Raw genomic sequence first — 19,183 nt, 5'->3', positions numbered from 1 at the left:
GTAACATTGACAACATTTCGAGAATTAGGATTAAGTGAGTCTTTACTGCAATCGGTTGAAAGTATGGGCTTTGAAGAGGCTACGCCGATTCAAGCTGAAACAATTCCACATGCATTGCAAGGTAAGGATATTATTGGGCAAGCGCAAACAGGTACAGGGAAAACAGCAGCATTCGGATTACCACTATTAGATAAAGTGGATACAAATAAAGAAGCAGTTCAAGGTATTGTTATCGCGCCAACGCGTGAATTAGCAATTCAAGTTGGAGAAGAGCTATACAAAATTGGTAAACATAAACGTGTTCGTATTCTACCAATTTATGGTGGTCAAGATATTAACCGCCAAATTCGTGCTCTAAAAAAACACCCACACATTATTGTTGGTACGCCGGGTCGTATTTTAGATCATATTAACCGTAAAACACTTCGCTTACAAAACGTAGAGACTGTTGTTCTTGATGAAGCGGATGAAATGTTAAACATGGGCTTCATTGAAGATATTGAAGCGATTTTAACAGATGTGCCAGAAACACATCAAACATTATTATTCTCAGCGACAATGCCAGATCCAATCCGTCGTATTGCTGAGCGTTTCATGACTGAGCCTCAACACATTAAAGTAAAAGCAAAAGAAGTAACAATGCCAAACATTCAGCAGTTCTATTTAGAAGTGCAAGAAAAGAAAAAGTTTGACGTGTTAACACGCTTACTAGATATTCAATCTCCAGAGCTTGCGATCGTATTCGGTCGTACAAAGCGTCGTGTTGATGAATTATCAGAAGCATTAAACTTACGTGGTTATGCAGCAGAAGGTATTCATGGTGACTTAACACAGGCGAAACGTATGTCTGTATTACGTAAATTTAAAGAAGGTGCTATTGAAGTTCTTGTTGCAACAGACGTTGCTGCACGTGGTCTTGATATTTCAGGCGTAACACACGTATACAACTTCGATATCCCACAAGATCCAGAATCATACGTTCACCGTATCGGTCGTACTGGCCGTGCAGGTAAAAAAGGTATTGCAATGTTATTTGTAACACCACGTGAATCAGGACAATTAAAAAATATCGAGCGTACAACAAAACGTAAAGTTGATCGCATGGAAGCACCGACACTTGATGAGGCATTAGAAGGTCAACAACGTTTAATCGCTGAAAAACTTCAAAGCACGATTCAAAATGAGAACTTATCATACTACAAGCGTATTGCAGAAGAAATGTTAGAAGAGAATGACTCTGTAACAGTAGTAGCTGCTGCTTTAAAAATGATGACTAAAGAGCCGGATACAACTCCGATTGCTTTAACATCAGAACCACCAGTTGTTTCAAGAGGTGGCGGTTCTAAAAAACGTGGCGGTAACGGAGGCGGATACCGTGATGGTAACCGTAATCGTAGTCGTGATGGACGCGGTGGTGGCGATGGTCGTAACCGTGATGGACGTAATCGTGACGGAAACCGTGATCGCAATCGTGATGGAAACCGTGATCGTAATCGTGATGGTGGTAGTCGTGGTCGTAGAGGTGAAGGTCAAGGTCGCCCAGGATCTTCAAATGGACGCGGCGAAAGAAAACATCATAGCCGTCCACAAGCTTAATAAAAAAAGAGAATGCCCTTTGCGGGCATTCTCTTTTTTTATTTCTGTAATTGTGCATACTACATAGTAGTTATGATAGAAAAGGGGCTGTTATATGCTTGTAAGGCTTGGTTACGTTGCGATGAGTGTGCATTTGAAGAATGCATCCCCATCTCAAACGATGACGTACGCACAGTTTCAGAAAATAGATGATCGTGATGCTGCAATTCGTAAACTTGAAAGAATTGCTAATTCCAATTTGGAAAATTGTTTGCGTTTATTAAAGCATAATAAGGGACATGACATATCTTTCTTTCGGCTTAGTTCTAAGCTCATTCCTTTAGCGAATCATGAGGAATTGTTAGAGTGGAACTATATTCGTCCTTTAAAAGAAAAATTGAAAGAATTAGGTGAATATGCAATTCATATGAATATGCGAATTGATTTTCATCCAGATCATTTTGTTGTACTAAATTCACCTGAGGAGAGTGTTTTCAAACAATCTGTAAAGACATTGCAGATGCACAAAAAATTATTAAAAGGCATGGGGATTGAACATAAGCAACGATGTGTACTACATGTTGGAGGAGGGTATAAAGATAAAGAACTTGCATTAGAGCGTTTTATAGAGAATTGGTCTAATGTCCCAAGGGGTATTCAAGAAATGATTATATTAGAAAATGATGATACAACTTTTACGTTAGAGGAAACATTATATTTAGGAGAAAAATTAGATATTCCCGTCGTGTTTGATTTGCATCACCATATGATGAATAATGAGCAAGAAGATTGGTATGAAGATTGGGCACGTGTTGTTCATACGTGGGAAACATCTTTGTTGCCAGTTAAAATGCATATCTCTAGCCCTAGAGAGGGAAAAGATCCAAGAGCTCATGCAGATTATATTAATGTAGACGCATTTTTATCTTTTTTAAGAAGGATAAAGGGAAGTGTTCCGCAAATTGATTGTATGATTGAGGCGAAGATGAAGGATGAGTCTTTATTTCAATTAATGAGGGATTTAAGCGAACAGGTAGATGTAGAAATTATCGATGGTGCAAGCTTTTATATTAAATAAGCTTTGCACCATCGTTTTTTTTGGTTAAAAAAGGAGTTAAAATGCCGCCGGTTATTAAACCTGTTAAATGACTGATCGGATTGGCGGAAGGGTTAAAGAAAGTAAATAGCAGTAATAGAAGTATCATAATTGAGAAAATGGCAATTTCTTTTGGTTGTGAAGAGCGGTAACGATTGTACAATAAAAATAATTGTGCGCCTAATAGTCCGAAAATCCCACCTGATGCACCTGCGTGAATATATTCAGGTGGCATAATAATATAAGAAGAAATATTTCCAGAAATTCCAGAAATAAAAAATAGAATAAAAAAAGAAAAGTGTCCGAGTTGCTTTTCGATAGAAGAACCAAGTGCAAACAAAAAAATACTATTAGAAAGAAAATGTTGTAAGTCTACGTGTACCAGAAGGGAAGTTATGACACGCCACCATTCTCCTTTAGCGATATATTCATTAGAGGCTGCCAGTGGGAAGAGGAAAAAGTCGCCTAATATCATCAGGACTAAGTGAATAAGAAGTAAGGTGAGAATAGTCGATTGTAAAGAAATCTGAGTGGATCTTATTAGCATACGGTTACTATCACCCCTTTTGCATCAGAAAGATTCTCTGTTATTCTTATCAATATGAAAGAAGAAAGTTAAATAGAAGAAGGGGATTTTGAAATGATTATAGGGATTGGAATCGATATTATTGAATTAAATCGTATTGAAAAAATGCTAGATGGAAAGCTTAAATTTATGGAACGTATTTTAACGAAAAATGAACGTAATGTTGCTATGGAGCTGAAAGGAAGTCGCCTTACAGAGTTTGTAGCTGGAAGATTTGCAGCGAAAGAGGCATATTCAAAAGCTGTAGGTACTGGTATCGGGAAAGAAGTGAGCTTTTTAGATATTGAAGTGAAAAATGATGAAAGAGGTAAGCCGATTCTGATTACAAGTACAGAGTATGTTGTTCATTTATCAATTAGTCATAGTAAGGAATTTGCTGTTGCTCAAGTTGTTTTAGAAAGCTCGTCACGCTAGTCTGCATATTTTATATCTTTGTCTCATATATTTGAGGTAGCGATAAGGAAGGTACATCTTCCATTCATTTATAGGGGCAAAGGGGCTGAAGTGATGAAAAGGCGTCTGTTTTTAGTTCTTGTCGGTTTGTTGACCGTTTTTGTATTGGCGGGTTGTGTGGAAAAGAAACAAGATGATGTCGTGAAAGATTTAGAAGCGAAAGTAAAAGGGATGAAAAGTTATCAAGCTGAAGCGAAATTATCGATTAAAACAGGAAATGAGCCTCAGGAGTATAACGTAGAAATTTGGCATAAGGAACCGTCTTTTTATCGTGTGAATTTAAAGAATGCAAAAAAAGATCAGAGCCAAATTATTTTAAGAAATGAAGAAGGTGTATTTGTATTAACGCCAGCACTTAATAAGAGCTTCCGTTTTCAAAGTGATTGGCCGCAAAATAGCAGCCAGGCTTATTTATATGAATCACTTGTAAGAGATATTTTGCAGGATAAGAAAAACCTTACTTTCGAGAAAACAGATAAGTATTATATTTTTAAAACAAAAACAAACTATCAACATCAAAATATGTTGCCGAAACAAGAGATTACACTGAAGAAGAGCGATTTGACTCCAGTTTCAGTGAAGTTAATGGATAATGATCAAAATGTTCTTGTAAAAGTAGATTTCTCTAAGGTAAAATTCGATGCGAAATTTGATAAAGGTGCATTTGATACGAAACAAAATATGTCTAGAGCGCAGGTAGATGTTCAAACAACAGCGAAAGAAGACAAACCGTTTGCTACTTTGTATCCGCTTGATACACCACAAGGTATGACTCTGCAAGATGAAAAAGAGTTGAAGACAGACAGTGGCAAGCGTGCGATACTCACATACACTGGAAATAAGAAATCCTTTACTTTAATACAAGAAAAGGCAAAAGTTGCAGAGGCTTCATCAGCGGTAAGTGTAAGTGGAGAACCGGTTGATCTTGGGTTTACGATTGGTGCGTTGACGAAAGACTCTGTAACGTGGTCGCATAACGGAGTAGAATATATGCTCGTGTCTAAAGGTTTAGAGCCGAAGGAGCTGTTAATGGTTGCTCGTTCAGTTACAGCGAAGCAGGTGAAGTAAACTTCTTAGACGTGGTGATATATGTGCACCACGTCTTTTCTTAGTTTGAAGGTGGATTTCATAAAAGAAGCATATAAAAGAATAAGCTTCGCATATCGTGTATAAGGAAGTGTATTTATGGAAGAAGCACCATTTTATCGTGACACGTGGGTGGAAGTGGATTTAGATGCCATTTATAACAACGTTACACATATTAAAGAGTTCATCCCAAGTGATGTAGAGATTTTTGCTGTAGTTAAAGCGAACGCATATGGGCACGATTATGTACCGGTTGCTAAAACGGCATTAGAAGCGGGTGCAACAAGGTTAGCTGTTGCTTTTTTAGATGAAGCTCTAGTGCTTCGGAGGGCTGGTATTACTGTGCCGATTTTAGTGTTAGGTCCCTCGCCGCCGCGTGATGTAAATGTAGCTGCTGAAAATGATGTAGCGCTAACTGTTTTTCAAAAAGAATGGGTGGACGAAGCAATTAAACTTTGGGATGGTTCATCTGTAATGAAATTTCATATTAATTTTGATAGTGGTATGGGGAGAATTGGAATACGTGAAAGAAAAGAGCTGAAAGAATTTTTAAGGAGTTTAGAAGGTGCACCGTTTTTAGAGTTAGAAGGAGTATACACGCATTTTGCAACGGCAGATGAGGTTGAGACTTCGTATTTTGATAAGCAATATAACACGTTCTTAGAGCAGTTAAGTTGGTTGAAAGAATTCGGAGTGGATCCTAAGTTTGTCCATACAGCTAATAGTGCTGCCACGTTACGTTTTCAAGGGATTACATTTAATGCAGTGCGAATTGGGATTGCAATGTATGGATTATCTCCTTCTGTAGAAATACGTCCTTTTTTACCATTTGAATTAGAACCGGCGCTATCACTGCATACGAAAGTAGCTCATATTAAACAGGTGATTAAAGGTGATGGAATTAGTTATAACGTCACTTATCGAACGAAAACTGAAGAATGGATCGCGACTGTAGCGATTGGTTATGCAGATGGATGGCTTAGAAGATTACAAGGATTTGAAGTGCTTATAAATGGTAAAAGGGTACCGATTGTAGGGCGAGTAACAATGGATCAGTTCATGATTCATCTTCCTTGTGAAGTGCCGCTTGGTACGAAAGTTACGCTTATTGGAAGGCAGGGAGATGAGTATATTAGCGCTACAGAGGTTGCGGAATATTCAGGGACTATTAATTATGAAATTATTGCAACGATCAGTTTCCGTGTGCCAAGAATATTTATACGGAATGGTAAGGTTGTAGAGATAATTAATTACTTGAACAATATATAGAAGGTAGCATGATTGCTTCTTGTCATTGGAGTGACTGTTCATTGCTGGATAATAAGCTCTTTTTGATGAGAAGCTTTTTACTTATAATCATTTTTTATATAAGTTACACGTAAGTTTTGAAGAGGAGTTCTATTGTTTTTAGTTAGTTATGAGATAAAAAATTTAAGAAGATGAATGTTTTGTTTGTGAATTGGAAAACATAAGCAAGGAATAAGGAAGTCTTTGCAACAGGCTCCATACAATGGTATTATTACAATAGGTGTCATATATATATATTTGGGTGTGTAGTTGACGGTGGAGGTGTATTTTTGTGTCCGAATCAAGTGTAACTACTGAAATCGTGGTTCGGTTGCCAAAGCAAATGGTAACGGAATTGGACGGAATTGGAAAACAAGAGAATAAGAATCGCCATGAACTAATTTGCCAGGCAACACAATTGTTATTGCGTCAACATAAGACGAAGAAACGCTACCAACATGAATCAATGCGACGTGGGTATATTGAAATGGGAAAAATTAATCTTGGTATTGCATCTGAAGCTTTCTTAGCGGAGTATGAAGCAGCTCATACAGTAGAACGCTTAGTTAGCGGGGGGTAATATTTTGATTGTAAAACGCGGCGACGTGTATTTTGCAGACCTTTCCCCAGTTGTTGGTTCTGAGCAAGGAGGCGTTCGTCCGGTTCTTGTCATTCAAAATGACATCGGAAATCGTTTTAGTCCAACGGTGATTGTAGCGGCTATTACTGCACAGATTCAAAAAGCGAAATTACCCACTCATGTGGAAATTGATGCGAAAAAGTATGGTTTTGAGAGAGATTCTGTTATTTTACTTGAGCAGATTCGAACAATCGATAAGCAACGCTTAACGGACAAAATCACTCATTTAGATGAAGTGATGATGAGTCGTGTAGATGAAGCGTTACAAATTAGTTTAGGACTAATAGATTTTTAAATCGGCAGTTTAAGTTGCTCTCTTTGAAGGGCAACTTTTTTTATTATAGAGGAGGTTACGGTTGTATATGGAAATGGTAGATAATCGACAAGCGTTAATGAAAATGTTAGTGAAAGAATTAGGCTTTAGCGAAAAGCAAGTTCGTCATGTTATTCAATTAACAGAAGAAGGTAACACAGTTCCATTTATTGCTCGTTACCGAAAAGAATGGACAGGCTCTTTAGATGAGGTGCAAATTCGTGCGATTTTAGAGAGATGGCAATATATGATGCAACTTGAAGATAGGAAGGAAGAAGTTATTCGTCTTATTGGTGAGAAGGGAAAACTGACAGGAGAGCTAAGGCTGCAAATTGTTAAAGCTACAAAGTTGCAGGAAGTAGAAGATTTATATCGTCCATATAAAGAGAAAAGAAGAACGAAAGCAACGATTGCAAAAGAAAAAGGGTTAGAACCGTTAGCTGAATGGTTATTGTTATATAAGAAAGAAGATCCGGCTAAAAAGGCAGTGGAATTTATTAATGCAGAGAAAGAAGTGCAATCTGCAGAAGAAGCTTTACAAGGTGCACAAGACATTATTGCAGAAATGATTTCAGATGAAGCTACGTATCGTAGTTGGATTCGAAATATTACTTTTAGAAAAGGTATTATGTCTTCGTCTGTAAAAGGTGAAGAAAAAGATGAAAAGAATATATATGAAATGTATTACAGTTATGAAGAACCATTGCAAAAAGTAGTACCACATCGTGTATTAGCAATGAATCGCGGTGAGAAAGAAGATATATTGAGAGTTTCTGTTGTCCCACCAGTAGATGAGATATTAAATTTCTTAAATAAGAAAGTAATTCGTGATAACGATTCTAAAAGTGCGCATTATGTACAATTAGCGATTGAAGATGGTTATAAACGATTAATTCAATCTTCAATTGAAAGAGAAATTCGTAAAGAATTAACAGAAACAGCTGAAGAACAAGCGATACATATTTTCTCTGAGAACTTACGTAACTTATTATTACAACCTCCGATGAAAGGGAAAGTCGTGCTAGCGGTAGACCCGGCATATAGAACTGGTTGTAAATTATCTGTAGTAGATGATACGGGGAAAGTACTACATATTGATGTTATTTATCCGCATCCGCCTGTTCGTAAATATGATGACGCAAAAACGAAAGTTCTTTCTATTATAGATAAATATCAAGTTGAAATGATTGCAATTGGTAATGGGACAGCATCTAGAGAAACAGAGGAATTTATAGTAGATGTATTGCAAAGTGTGAAACAGGAAGTCTTTTATATTATTGTAAATGAAGCGGGTGCTAGTGTATATTCAGCTTCTGATTTAGCTCGTGAAGAATTCCCAAATTTACAAGTTGAAGAGAGAAGTGCTGTTTCTATTGGAAGACGTCTGCAAGATCCACTGGCTGAACTTGTGAAAATTGATCCTAAATCAGTTGGAGTTGGACAATACCAACATGATGTATCTCAAAAGAGATTGAATGAGTCATTAACATTTGTAGTAGAGACAGCTGTTAACCAAGTTGGGGTTAATGTAAATACGGCTTCGGTTGCATTGTTACAATATGTTTCAGGTTTATCGAAAACTGTTGCGAAAAATATTGTGGCAAAGAGAGAAGAGGATGGGAAATTCACAAAGCGCACGGAATTAAAGAAAATCCCACGTTTAGGTGCAAAGACGTACGAACAATGTATAGGTTTCTTGCGTATATTAGAAGGAGCGAATCCATTAGATCGGACAGGTATTCATCCTGAACAATATAAAAATGTTGAATTGTTATTGAAGAGTTTAGGGTTATCGATAGATGACGTAGGACAACCGCAATTACAAAAGAGATTGGAAGAAGTAGAGATTTCTAAGTTGTCTCAAGAAACGGGAGTTGGGGAGCCGACGTTAGTTGATATTATAGATGCACTCATTAGTCCAGAACGAGATATGAGGGATGAGTTGCCTAAACCACTTCTGAAAAAAGGGATTTTGAAATTAGAAGATTTAAAACGTGGTATGGAACTAGAAGGAACAGTGCGTAACGTTGTTGATTTTGGTGCTTTTGTTGATGTTGGCGTAAAGCAAGATGGTTTAGTGCATATTTCTAAGCTTAGCAAACAGTTTGTAAAGCATCCGTTAGATGTTGTATCAGTAGGACAAATTGTAAAAGTATGGGTAGATGATATTGATACAAAAAAAGGACGCGTTGCACTATCTATGTTGCCGATTGAATAGTAAGAGAAGAGAGCAGATAAAATGAACTGCACCCCAATTGTTAGACACAGTCTAACAATTGGAGGTGCAGTTTTTCTATGGCTAAATTTACAGCTGATGAAAAAATACAAATCGTTCTACGTTATTTGAACGGAAATGAAAGTTATCGAGAAATGGGTAGATCGCTCGGTATAAGTGACACAATCATTTTGAATTGGGTAAACCAATATAAACAGAATGGTCTGGAAGCTTTTCTAAAACGATGTACAAATTACACACAACAATTTAAACTAGACGTACTAAACTTTATGATTGAAAACGGTATGTCCTTATTTGAGACGGCAGCTATCTTTAATATTCCTGCCCCTTCAACGATTTCTGTTTGGAAAAAACAGCTCGAAACACAAGGAATTGATGCCCTTCAATCTAAGAAAAAGGGGCGTCCATCCATGAAAAAAGATTCAAATAAACAATTAAAACAACATTTAGCTGAAGGGTCAGTCGAAGCACTTGAAGCACGCATTAAACAGCTTGAGATGGAAAATGAGTACTTAAAAAAGTTAAATGCCTTAGTTCAAAACAAGGAAAAATCACAAAACAAGACAAAGCGCAAGTAATCTATGAATTAAGGCATAAATATTCGGTGAAGGCACTCGTGGAGCTAGCTACTATTCCTCGAAGCACGTATTATGATTTAGTAAAGAAAATGAATCGTCCAGATGTAGATGCCGATTTGAAAGCTGAGATTAAAGCGATTTATGAGGAAAATGAAGGTCGTTATGGTTACCGTCGCATTCGTGATGAATTAACGAATCGTGGCCAGAAAGTGAACCACAAGAAGGTTCAGCGCATTATGAAAGAGCTTGGGTTAAAGTGTGTTGTGCGTATGAAGAAATATAAATCCTATAAAGGAAAAGTCGGTAGAATTGCACCTAATATTTTAGAGCGTAATTTTCATACAGATGCACCGAATCAAAAGTGGGTAACAGACATCACAGAGTTTAAATTGTTTGGAGAAAAACTGTATGTATCACCTGTATTAGATTTGTATAATGGTGAAATTATTACCTATACAATTGGTTCTAGACCGACGTATTCGCTTGTTTCAGACATGTTAGAGAAAGCATTGGAACGTTTACCTGAAACGCACCAGCTACTGATGCATTCGGATCAAGGATGGCATTATCAAATGAGACAATACGTCCGTACACTAGAATCAAGAGCTATCGTCCAGAGTATGTCTCGAAAAGGCAACTGTTACGACAACGCAGTAATAGAAAATTTCTTTGGGATTATGAAATCGGAGTTCCTCTACATAAAAGAATTTGAAAATGTAGAGCACTTTAAAATAGAATTAGAAAAATATATAGATTATTATAATACGAAACGGATTAAGGCAAAATTAAAAATGAGCCCGGTACAATACCGGACTCACTTTTATCAAGCTGCCTAATCAAATAACCGTGTCTAACTTTTAGGGGTCACTTCAAAAACTGCTCTTTTTTTATAGAATAAAAAGTGTAATGGATCATGAGTTTTGATGTATTTTGCTATAATAAAACCAGCATTCATTTAGCAATTTAATTTGATACCGGTTTTTTTCGAAATATGCACGTTGCATCTGTTTTTTTAGCCACGTAGGCATAGGAATCCCTCCTTGTTTAATCCTACTCTCAAAAATCTAAAGTACTATTAATGAGAGGTTGGTGAGTGGATTTCTATTCATGTTGTGTTTTTAGAAACCACGCGTCTTGAATGAGGATGGGTATATGTACTATTTAATATATGTATAAGAAGCGTGAAAAGTGTAAAAATATTTTTTTGTTTAGGAGGAATGAGAATGGACGAGAAAGAAATTCAACGGCTAGTGGAAGAAGTATCGCTACAATACTTCGGAATGCCATTTTTACATAAAGTAAAGTTCAATAGTAGGTTGCGTACAACTGGCGGGCGTTATCTGTTGAAGAGTCACAATGTTGAACTGAATTATCGATATTACGAAATGTATGGTAAGGAGGAATTAATCGGAATCATCAAACATGAACTGTGTCATTATCACTTGCATATTACAGGAAGAGGGTATAAGCACAGGGACAGAGATTTTCGTGAGTTGTTAAAGAAAGTTGATGCACCTCGTTTTTGTAAACGAATGATTAATGAAGAGAAGGAAAAAAAGATTTATAAGTATGAATGTATGGAGTGTTTACTTCAATATGTAAGAAGGCGTCAAATAAATACAAAAAGATATGTCTGCGGAAAGTGTAAAGGGAAACTCAAACCGATATCGAAAACATCTTGACAGTAAAAACGCAATCCAGTATATTATAAACATGTCACGTTTGAACAAGATGTTGTTAAAAACTTCTTGACTTACAGAAAGAAATTTTATAAGATACAAATTGTCTTCATTATTCCGCAGTAGCTCAGTGGTAGAGCTATCGGCTGTTAACCGATCGGTCGTAGGTTCGAGTCCTACCTGCGGAGCCATACAGAGAAGTACCCAAGTGGCTCAAGGGGCTCCCCTGCTAAGGGAGTAGATCGCTAACGCGGTGCGAGGGTTCGAATCCCTTCTTCTCTGCCATACATATTGGCCCGTTGGTCAAGTGGTTAAGACACCGCCCTTTCACGGCGGTAACACGGGTTCGAATCCCGTACGGGTCACCACTTCGGAGGATTAGCTCAGCTGGGAGAGCACCTGCCTTACAAGCAGGGGGTCGGCGGTTCGATCCCGTCATCCTCCACCATATGAATTTTATATGAATAGTATCATCGCGGGGTGGAGCAGTACGGTAGCTCGTCGGGCTCATAACCCGAAGGTCGCAGGTTCAAATCCTGTCCCCGCAACCAAATGGTCCCGTGGTGTAGTGGTTAACATGCCTGCCTGTCACGCAGGAGATCGCCGGTTCGACCCCGGTCGGGACCGCCATTTTAACTTCTGCTAATTGGCAGTTGTTTTTTATTGGACATTATGGTACGATAACATTTGTCTTTGAAAATAAGATATTTTTTCAGTGGGCTATAGCCAAGCGGTAAGGCAACGGACTTTGACTCCGTCATGCGCTGGTTCGAATCCAGCTAGCCCAGCCATTTACGAGCCATTAGCTCAGTTGGTAGAGCATCTGACTTTTAATCAGAGGGTCGAAGGTTCGAATCCTTCATGGCTCACTTTTTTGTTTTTTCCGCGCGGTCGTGGCGGAACGGCAGACGCGCTAGGTTGAGGGCCTAGTGGGGGAAACCCCGTGGAGGTTCAAGTCCTCTCGGCCGCATCAAAAAAATCTTAAAAAAGTACTTGCATTTGAAAATGTAGTATGATAAGATAATTGAGTCGCCAAAATACAACGACGAAAAAACATCATGAATAAGCGCCCGTAGCTCAATTGGATAGAGCGTTTGACTACGGATCAAGAGGTTAGGGGTTCGACTCCTCTCGGGCGCGCCAATTACGGGAAGTGGCTCAGCTTGGTAGAGCACCTGGTTTGGGACCAGGGGGTCGCAGGTTCGAATCCTGTCTTCCCGACCACGCGGGTGTAGTTTAGTGGTAAAACAAGAGCCTTCCAAGCTCTGGTCGAGAGTTCGATTCTCTTCACCCGCTTTTAGTTCTTTGAAAACTGAACGAAACAAACAACGTGAAACGTCAATTTTTATTTTTAGATGCTAGACAAACTAACTTTATTGGAGAGTTTGATCCTGGCTCAGGATGAACGCTGGCGGCGTGCCTAATACATGCAAGTCGAGCGAATGGATTGAGAGCTTGCTCTCAAGAAGTTAGCGGCGGACGGGTGAGTAACACGTGGGTAACCTGCCCATAAGACTGGGATAACTCCGGGAAACCGGGGCTAATACCGGATAACATTTTGAACTGCATGGTTCGAAATTGAAAGGCGGCTTCGGCTGTCACTTATGGATGGACCCGCGTCGCATTAGCTAGTTGGTGAGGTAACGGCTCACCAAGGCAACGATGCGTAGCCGACCTGAGAGGGTGATCGGCCACACTGGGACTGAGACACGGCCCAGACTCCTACGGGAGGCAGCAGTAGGGAATCTTCCGCAATGGACGAAAGTCTGACGGAGCAACGCCGCGTGAGTGATGAAGGCTTTCGGGTCGTAAAACTCTGTTGTTAGGGAAGAACAAGTGCTAGTTGAATAAGCTGGCACCTTGACGGTACCTAACCAGAAAGCCACGGCTAACTACGTGCCAGCAGCCGCGGTAATACGTAGGTGGCAAGCGTTATCCGGAATTATTGGGCGTAAAGCGCGCGCAGGTGGTTTCTTAAGTCTGATGTGAAAGCCCACGGCTCAACCGTGGAGGGTCATTGGAAACTGGGAGACTTGAGTGCAGAAGAGGAAAGTGGAATTCCATGTGTAGCGGTGAAATGCGTAGAGATATGGAGGAACACCAGTGGCGAAGGCGACTTTCTGGTCTGTAACTGACACTGAGGCGCGAAAGCGTGGGGAGCAAACAGGATTAGATACCCTGGTAGTCCACGCCGTAAACGATGAGTGCTAAGTGTTAGAGGGTTTCCGCCCTTTAGTGCTGAAGTTAACGCATTAAGCACTCCGCCTGGGGAGTACGGCCGCAAGGCTGAAACTCAAAGGAATTGACGGGGGCCCGCACAAGCGGTGGAGCATGTGGTTTAATTCGAAGCAACGCGAAGAACCTTACCAGGTCTTGACATCCTCTGAAAACCCTAGAGATAGGGCTTCTCCTTCGGGAGCAGAGTGACAGGTGGTGCATGGTTGTCGTCAGCTCGTGTCGTGAGATGTTGGGTTAAGTCCCGCAACGAGCGCAACCCTTGATCTTAGTTGCCATCATTAAGTTGGGCACTCTAAGGTGACTGCCGGTGACAAACCGGAGGAAGGTGGGGATGACGTCAAATCATCATGCCCCTTATGACCTGGGCTACACACGTGCTACAATGGACGGTACAAAGAGCTGCAAGACCGCGAGGTGGAGCTAATCTCATAAAACCGTTCTCAGTTCGGATTGTAGGCTGCAACTCGCCTACATGAAGCTGGAATCGCTAGTAATCGCGGATCAGCATGCCGCGGTGAATACGTTCCCGGGCCTTGTACACACCGCCCGTCACACCACGAGAGTTTGTAACACCCGAAGTCGGTGGGGTAACCTTTTTGGAGCCAGCCGCCTAAGGTGGGACAGATGATTGGGGTGAAGTCGTAACAAGGTAGCCGTATCGGAAGGTGCGGCTGGATCACCTCCTTTCTATGGAGAATTGATGAACGCTGTTCATCAATATAAGTTTCCGTGTTTCGTTTTGTTCAGTTTTGAGAGAACTATCTCTCATATATAAATGTATGTTCTTTGAAAACTAGATAACAGTGTAGCTCATATTTTTTTAATTTTAGTTTGGTTAAGTTAGAAAGGGCGCACGGTGGATGCCTTGACACTAGGAGTCGATGAAGGACGGGACTAACGCCGATATGCTTCGGGGAGCTGTAAGTAAGCTTTGATCCGAAGATTTCCGAATGGGGAAACCCACTATACGTAATGGTATGGTATCCTTACCTGAATACATAGGGTATGGAAGACAGACCCAGGGAACTGAAACATCTAAGTACCTGGAGGAAGAGAAAGCAAATGCGATTTCCTGAGTAGCGGCGAGCGAAACGGAACATAGCCCAAACCAAGAGGCTTGCCTCTTGGGGTTGTAGGACATTCTATACGGAGTTACAAAGGAACGAGGTAGACGAAGCGACCTGGAAAGGTCCGTCGTAGAGGGTAACAACCCCGTAGTCGAAACTTCGTTCTCTCTTGAATGTATCCTGAGTACGGCGGAACACGTGAAATTCCGTCGGAATCTGGGAGGACCATCTCCCAAGGCTAAATACTCCCTAGTGATCGATAGTGAACCAGTACCGTGAGGGAAAGGTGAAAAGCACCCCGGAAGGGGAGTGAAAGAGATCCTGAAACCGTGTGCCTACAAATAGTCAGAGCCCGTTAATGGGTGATGGCGTGCCTTTTGTAGAATGAACCGGCGAGTTACGATCCCGTGCGAGGTTAAGCTGAAGAGGCGGAGCCGCAGCGAAAGCGAGTCTGAATAGGGCGTTTAGTACGTGGTCGTAGACCCGAAACCAGGTGATCTACCCATGTCCAGGGTGAAGTTCAGGTAACACTGAATGGAGGCCCGAACCCACGCACGTTGAAAAGTGCGGGGATGAGGTGTGGGTAGCGGAGAAATTCCAATCGAACCTGGAGATAGCTGGTTCTCCCCGAAATAGCTTTAGGGCTAGCCTTAAGTGTAAGAGTCTTGGAGGTAGAGCACTGATTGAACTAGGGGTCCTCATCGGATTACCGAATTCAGTCAAACTCCGAATGCCAATGACTTATCCTTAGGAGTCAGACTGCGAGTGATAAGATCCGTAGTCAAGAGGGAAACAGCCCAGATCGCCAGCTAAGGTCCCAAAGTGTGTATTAAGTGGAAAAGGATGTGGAGTTGCTTAGACAACTAGGATGTTGGCTTAGAAGCAGCCACCATTTAAAGAGTGCGTAATAGCTCACTAGTCGAGTGACTCTGCGCCGAAAATGTACCGGGGCTAAATACACCACCGAAGCTGCGAATTGATACCAATGGTATCAGTGGTAGGGGAGCGTTCTAAGTGCAGTGAAGTCAGACCGGAAGGACTGGTGGAGCGCTTAGAAGTGAGAATGCCGGTATGAGTAGCGAAAGACGGGTGAGAATCCCGTCCACCGAATGCCTAAGGTTTCCTGAGGAAGGCTCGTCCGCTCAGGGTTAGTCAGGACCTAAGCCGAGGCCGACAGGCGTAGGCGATGGACAACAGGTTGATATTCCTGTACCACCTCTTTATCGTTTGAGCAATGGAGGGACGCAGAAGGATAGAAGAAGCGTGCGATTGGTTGTGCACGTCCAAGCAGTTAGGCTGATAAGTAGGCAAATCCGCTTATCGTGAAGGCTGAGCTGTGATGGGGAAGCTCCTTATGGAGCGAAGTCTTTGATTCCCCGCTGCCAAGAAAAGCTTCTAGCGAGATAAAAGGTGCCTGTACCGCAAACCGACACAGGTAGGCGAGGAGAGAATCCTAAGGTGTGCGAGAGAACTCTGGTTAAGGAACTCGGCAAAATGACCCCGTAACTTCGGGAGAAGGGGTGCTTTCTTAACGGAAAGCCGCAGTGAATAGGCCCAAGCGACTGTTTAGCAAAAACACAGCTCTCTGCGAAGCCGTAAGGCGAAGTATAGGGGGTGACACCTGCCCGGTGCTGGAAGGTTAAGGAGAGGGGTTAGCGTAAGCGAAGCTCTGAACTGAAGCCCCAGTAAACGGCGGCCGTAACTATAACGGTCCTAAGGTAGCGAAATTCCTTGTCGGGTAAGTTCCGACCCGCACGAAAGGTGTAACGATTTGGGCACTGTCTCAACCAGAGACTCGGTGAAATTATAGTACCTGTGAAGATGCAGGTTACCCGCGACAGGACGGAAAGACCCCGTGGAGCTTTACTGTAGCCTGATATTGAATTTTGGTACAGTTTGTACAGGATAGGCGGGAGCCATTGAAACCGGAGCGCTAGCTTCGGTGGAGGCGCTGGTGGGATACCGCCCTGACTGTATTGAAATTCTAACCTACGGGTCTTATCGACCCGGGAGACAGTGTCAGGTGGGCAGTTTGACTGGGGCGGTCGCCTCCTAAAGTGTAACGGAGGCGCCCAAAGGTTCCCTCAGAATGGTTGGAAATCATTCGTAGAGTGCAAAGGCATAAGGGAGCTTGACTGCGAGACCTACAAGTCGAGCAGGGACGAAAGTCGGGCTTAGTGATCCGGTGGTTCCGCATGGAAGGGCCATCGCTCAACGGATAAAAGCTACCCCGGGGATAACAGGCTTATCTCCCCCAAGAGTCCACATCGACGGGGAGGTTTGGCACCTCGATGTCGGCTCATCGCATCCTGGGGCTGTAGTCGGTCCCAAGGGTTGGGCTGTTCGCCCATTAAAGCGGTACGCGAGCTGGGTTCAGAACGTCGTGAGACAGTTCGGTCCCTATCCGTCGTGGGCGTAGGAAATTTGAGAGGAGCTGTCCTTAGTACGAGAGGACCGGGATGGACGCACCGCTGGTGTACCAGTTGTTCTGCCAAGGGCATAGCTGGGTAGCTATGTGCGGAAGGGATAAGTGCTGAAAGCATCTAAGCATGAAGCCCCCCTCAAGATGAGATTTCCCATAGCGTAAGCTAGTAAGATCCCTGAAAGATGATCAGGTTGATAGGTTCGAGGTGGAAGCATGGTGACATGTGGAGCTGACGAATACTAATAGATCGAGGACTTAACCATATAATATGTAGCAATGTTATCTAGTTTTGAAGGAATATGCCTTCATAGTTTGGTGATGATGGCAGAGAGGTCACACCCGTTCCCATACCGAACACGGAAGTTAAGCTCTCTAGCGCCGATGGTAGTTGGGACCTTGTCCCTGTGAGAGTAGGACGTCGCCAAGCTATTTATATCATCGCGGGGTGGAGCAGTACGGTAGCTCGTCGGGCTCATAACCCGAAGGTCGCAGGTTCAAATCCTGTCCCCGCAACCAAATGGTCCCGTGGTGTAGTGGTTAACATGCCTGCCTGTCACGCAGGAGATCGCCGGTTCGACCCCGGTCGGGACCGCCATTTTATATAAAGAAAAGAACGAAACAAGTTGTTTCGTATTTTTTTATTTGTTTTAACAAAAAACTAATAAAGACAGTCAAACTATCCTTAGGACAACTCCTAAGGACTTTTTTATATATTCAAAACCTGTATAATAAAGAGCAGAGAACATTGTGAGTAAAGTAGGTGAAGTCTGTGAGTAAATATGAAGTAACAACAAAATCTTCTGAGGAAACACAAAGATTATCAGAAAAACTAGGTGAACTCGTAGAGGCACAAGATGTAATTATTTTAGAAGGAGATCTTGGAGCTGGTAAGACGACTTTTACAAAGGGACTAGCAAAAGGTCTTGGAGTGAAAAGAGTTGTAAATAGTCCTACCTTTAATATTATTAAAGAATATAAAGGAAGATTACCGCTATATCATATGGACGTGTATCGCTTAGCAGAAAGCGAAGAGGACTTAGGCTTTGATGAGTATTTCTACGGTGAAGGAATTACGGTAGTGGAATGGGCTCATTTAATAGAAGCATATTTACCGAATGAAAAGTTACAAATTAGTTTATTCCATGCGGGAGATGACACAAGAAAAATTATACTCGAGCCAATTGGAGATCGCTATATTAGATTATGTGAGGAGCTATTACAAGATGAAAGTACTAGCAATTGATACTTCAAATTACGTAATGGGTGTATCCCTTATTGAGGAAGGAAACGTGATTGGGGAAATCATTACAAATTTGACGAAAAACCATTCTGTACGTCTTATGCCAGCTGTAGAGCAACTGTTAAAAGAATGTGGTGTAAAACCGAAGGAATTAACTAAAATCGTTGTAGCTGCTGGACCTGGATCATATACAGGTGTTCGCATAGGCGTGACAGCGGCAAAAACATTAGCTTGGTCACTTCAAATACCAATTGTAGGTGTATCAAGTTTAGAGGTAGTAGCTGCAAACGGTGCTAACTTTAATGGATTAATTTGTCCTTTATTTGATGGAAGGCGTGGGCAAATCTATACTGGATTATATACATACGAAGGAGAGCAGTTAACTTCAATAGAAGAAGACCGAATTATTCTTATTGTAGACTGGTTGCAAATGTTAAAAGATAAAGGACAGCCTGTTTTATTTATCGGTAATGATGTTAAATTGCATAAAGAAACAATTATAGAATATTTAGGTGATCAAGCTGTATTCGCTCCTTTTACTAAAAATAATCCAAGACCAAGTGAGCTAGCATTTTTAGGATTACAAAAAGAAGAACATGATGTGCATACGTTTGTTCCGAGCTATCTTCGTTTAGCTGAAGCTGAAACAAAGTGGTTAGAAAGTCAAAACAAGTAGGGGCCTTG

General features: G+C 41.4%; 14 protein-coding genes, 14 tRNA genes and 3 rRNA genes. 29 read left to right on the top strand and 2 right to left on the bottom strand.

The genetic code is table 11. The features are described 5' to 3' along the window. Window positions 1–6: 6 nt before the first annotated feature. Window positions 7–1,596 carry a DEAD/DEAH box helicase gene (locus MHI28_RS16780; protein WP_000206602.1) on the top strand — a complete coding sequence of 530 codons (1,590 nt, stop codon included), beginning with the start codon at window positions 7–9 and terminating at the stop codon, window positions 1,594–1,596. A 94-nt stretch (window positions 1,597–1,690) separates the two neighbouring features. Next, window positions 1,691–2,653 carry a UV DNA damage repair endonuclease UvsE gene (uvsE, locus tag MHI28_RS16775; protein ID WP_000961146.1) on the top strand — a complete coding sequence of 321 codons (963 nt, stop codon included), beginning with the start codon at window positions 1,691–1,693 and terminating at the stop codon, window positions 2,651–2,653. Here uvsE and MHI28_RS16770 read toward each other — a convergent pair. Next, window positions 2,646–3,218 carry a rhomboid family intramembrane serine protease gene (locus MHI28_RS16770; RefSeq protein ID WP_000908529.1) on the bottom strand — a complete coding sequence of 191 codons (573 nt, stop codon included), beginning with the start codon at window positions 3,216–3,218 and terminating at the stop codon, window positions 2,646–2,648. The two genes, uvsE and MHI28_RS16770, sit on opposite strands and share 8 nt — an antisense overlap. A 93-nt stretch (window positions 3,219–3,311) precedes the next feature. Here MHI28_RS16770 and acpS point away from each other — a divergent pair, with 93 nt between their 5' ends. From acpS to MHI28_RS16735, 7 genes are all read left to right on the top strand, one after another. Beyond that, complete coding sequence (gene acpS / locus MHI28_RS16765) at window positions 3,312–3,671, top strand: holo-ACP synthase (protein ID WP_000583423.1); 360 nt, start codon at window positions 3,312–3,314, stop codon at window positions 3,669–3,671. A gap of 156 nt (window positions 3,672–3,827) precedes the next feature. Beyond that, complete coding sequence (locus tag MHI28_RS16760; RefSeq protein ID WP_002084009.1) at window positions 3,828–4,778, top strand: LolA family protein; 951 nt, start codon at window positions 3,828–3,830, stop codon at window positions 4,776–4,778. A gap of 117 nt (window positions 4,779–4,895) precedes the next feature. Then, window positions 4,896–6,065 carry an alanine racemase gene (gene alr, locus MHI28_RS16755; protein WP_000390595.1) on the top strand — a complete coding sequence of 390 codons (1,170 nt, stop codon included), beginning with the start codon at window positions 4,896–4,898 and terminating at the stop codon, window positions 6,063–6,065. A gap of 310 nt (window positions 6,066–6,375) precedes the next feature. Continuing rightward, window positions 6,376–6,663 carry an antitoxin EndoAI gene (locus tag MHI28_RS16750; protein ID WP_000004570.1) on the top strand — a complete coding sequence of 96 codons (288 nt, stop codon included), beginning with the start codon at window positions 6,376–6,378 and terminating at the stop codon, window positions 6,661–6,663. A gap of 4 nt (window positions 6,664–6,667) precedes the next feature. Beyond that, window positions 6,668–7,018: a type II toxin-antitoxin system endoribonuclease NdoA gene (ndoA, locus tag MHI28_RS16745; RefSeq protein WP_000635965.1), complete on the top strand. Its 351-nt coding sequence runs from the start codon at window positions 6,668–6,670 to the stop codon at window positions 7,016–7,018. A gap of 67 nt (window positions 7,019–7,085) precedes the next feature. Beyond that, on the top strand, window positions 7,086–9,254 hold the full coding sequence (locus MHI28_RS16740) for a Tex family protein (RefSeq protein WP_000426209.1): 2,169 nt from the start codon (window positions 7,086–7,088) through the stop codon (window positions 9,252–9,254). A 77-nt stretch (window positions 9,255–9,331) separates the two neighbouring features. Then, window positions 9,332–10,686, top strand: a protein-coding gene (locus MHI28_RS16735; RefSeq protein ID WP_208730123.1) for an IS3 family transposase whose coding sequence is annotated in 2 segments (ribosomal slippage) — window positions 9,332–9,785 and window positions 9,785–10,686 — 1,356 coding nt in all. Because the reading frame shifts where the segments join, the coding sequence is not laid out codon by codon here. 75 nt (window positions 10,687–10,761) lie between these two features. On the opposite strand, the gene cmpA is transcribed toward MHI28_RS16735, so the two are convergent. Continuing rightward, window positions 10,762–10,878, bottom strand: a complete 117-nt coding sequence (cmpA, locus tag MHI28_RS16730; RefSeq protein ID WP_001143640.1) for a cortex morphogenetic protein CmpA — start codon at window positions 10,876–10,878, stop codon at window positions 10,762–10,764. A gap of 195 nt (window positions 10,879–11,073) precedes the next feature. Here cmpA and MHI28_RS16725 point away from each other — a divergent pair, with 195 nt between their 5' ends. From MHI28_RS16725 to tsaB, 20 genes are all read left to right on the top strand, one after another. Further along, on the top strand, window positions 11,074–11,532 hold the full coding sequence (locus MHI28_RS16725; protein ID WP_000343552.1) for a SprT family protein: 459 nt from the start codon (window positions 11,074–11,076) through the stop codon (window positions 11,530–11,532). A 113-nt stretch (window positions 11,533–11,645) separates the two neighbouring features. Continuing rightward, window positions 11,646–11,720, top strand: a tRNA-Asn gene (locus tag MHI28_RS16720). A 3-nt stretch (window positions 11,721–11,723) separates the two neighbouring features. After that, window positions 11,724–11,814, top strand: a tRNA-Ser gene (locus tag MHI28_RS16715). Between the two features lie 8 nt (window positions 11,815–11,822). Continuing rightward, a tRNA-Glu gene (locus MHI28_RS16710) sits at window positions 11,823–11,897 on the top strand. A 4-nt stretch (window positions 11,898–11,901) separates the two neighbouring features. Next, window positions 11,902–11,977, top strand: a tRNA-Val gene (locus MHI28_RS16705). Window positions 11,978–12,003: 26 nt separating this feature from the next. Further along, window positions 12,004–12,080, top strand: a tRNA-Met gene (locus MHI28_RS16700). Between the two features lie 3 nt (window positions 12,081–12,083). Further along, window positions 12,084–12,159 (top strand) — tRNA-Asp (locus MHI28_RS16695). Between the two features lie 86 nt (window positions 12,160–12,245). Beyond that, a tRNA-Gln gene (locus tag MHI28_RS16690) sits at window positions 12,246–12,320 on the top strand. A gap of 5 nt (window positions 12,321–12,325) precedes the next feature. Beyond that, window positions 12,326–12,398 (top strand) — tRNA-Lys (locus MHI28_RS16685). Between the two features lie 18 nt (window positions 12,399–12,416). Then, window positions 12,417–12,499, top strand: a tRNA-Leu gene (locus tag MHI28_RS16680). A 96-nt stretch (window positions 12,500–12,595) separates the two neighbouring features. Then, window positions 12,596–12,672 (top strand) — tRNA-Arg (locus tag MHI28_RS16675). A 4-nt stretch (window positions 12,673–12,676) separates the two neighbouring features. Next, window positions 12,677–12,753: transfer RNA gene (locus tag MHI28_RS16670), tRNA-Pro, on the top strand. A gap of 1 nt (window position 12,754) precedes the next feature. Beyond that, a tRNA-Gly gene (locus tag MHI28_RS16665) sits at window positions 12,755–12,825 on the top strand. Between the two features lie 77 nt (window positions 12,826–12,902). After that, window positions 12,903–14,454: ribosomal RNA gene (locus tag MHI28_RS16660) — 16S ribosomal RNA — on the top strand. Between the two features lie 146 nt (window positions 14,455–14,600). Further along, window positions 14,601–17,522 (top strand): 23S ribosomal RNA (locus MHI28_RS16655). A 48-nt stretch (window positions 17,523–17,570) separates the two neighbouring features. After that, window positions 17,571–17,686, top strand: a 5S ribosomal RNA gene (gene rrf, locus MHI28_RS16650). Together the 16S, 23S and 5S rRNA genes with 14 tRNA genes alongside form the textbook arrangement of a ribosomal RNA operon. A gap of 12 nt (window positions 17,687–17,698) precedes the next feature. Then, window positions 17,699–17,775, top strand: a tRNA-Met gene (locus MHI28_RS16645). A 3-nt stretch (window positions 17,776–17,778) separates the two neighbouring features. After that, window positions 17,779–17,854, top strand: a tRNA-Asp gene (locus MHI28_RS16640). Window positions 17,855–18,028: 174 nt separating this feature from the next. Next, window positions 18,029–18,502: a tRNA (adenosine(37)-N6)-threonylcarbamoyltransferase complex ATPase subunit type 1 TsaE gene (tsaE, locus tag MHI28_RS16635; RefSeq protein ID WP_000049642.1), complete on the top strand. Its 474-nt coding sequence runs from the start codon at window positions 18,029–18,031 to the stop codon at window positions 18,500–18,502. Next, entirely contained in the window at window positions 18,483–19,175 is a 693-nt protein-coding gene (tsaB, locus tag MHI28_RS16630; RefSeq protein WP_000865772.1) for a tRNA (adenosine(37)-N6)-threonylcarbamoyltransferase complex dimerization subunit type 1 TsaB, read from the top strand. Before tsaE ends, tsaB begins: the two co-directional genes overlap by 20 nt. Window positions 19,176–19,183 lie beyond the last annotated feature (8 nt).

Origin of the sequence: Bacillus sp. FSL K6-0268 (genome assembly GCF_038005425.1) — a bacterium.
Lineage (GTDB): Bacteria > Bacillota > Bacilli > Bacillales > Bacillaceae_G > Bacillus_A > Bacillus_A thuringiensis_S.
Note: the sequence above shows the minus strand (reverse complement) of the source record. Positions and strands in the feature narration are given on the sequence as shown.

Excerpts from the sequence above, each read along its gene's own strand:
- alr (WP_000390595.1), top strand. The coding sequence starts at position 4,896 with ATGGAAGAAGCACCATTTTATCGTGACACGTGGGTGGAAGTGGATTTA.
- uvsE (WP_000961146.1), top strand. The coding sequence starts at position 1,691 with ATGCTTGTAAGGCTTGGTTACGTTGCGATGAGTGTGCATTTGAAGAAT.
- acpS (WP_000583423.1), top strand. The coding sequence starts at position 3,312 with ATGATTATAGGGATTGGAATCGATATTATTGAATTAAATCGTATTGAA.
- tsaB (WP_000865772.1), top strand. The coding sequence starts at position 18,483 with ATGAAAGTACTAGCAATTGATACTTCAAATTACGTAATGGGTGTATCC.
- MHI28_RS16770 (WP_000908529.1), bottom strand. The coding sequence starts at position 3,218 with ATGCTAATAAGATCCACTCAGATTTCTTTACAATCGACTATTCTCACC.
- MHI28_RS16740 (WP_000426209.1), top strand. The coding sequence starts at position 7,086 with ATGGAAATGGTAGATAATCGACAAGCGTTAATGAAAATGTTAGTGAAA.
- MHI28_RS16725 (WP_000343552.1), top strand. The coding sequence starts at position 11,074 with ATGGACGAGAAAGAAATTCAACGGCTAGTGGAAGAAGTATCGCTACAA.
- cmpA (WP_001143640.1), bottom strand. The coding sequence starts at position 10,878 with ATGCCTACGTGGCTAAAAAAACAGATGCAACGTGCATATTTCGAAAAA.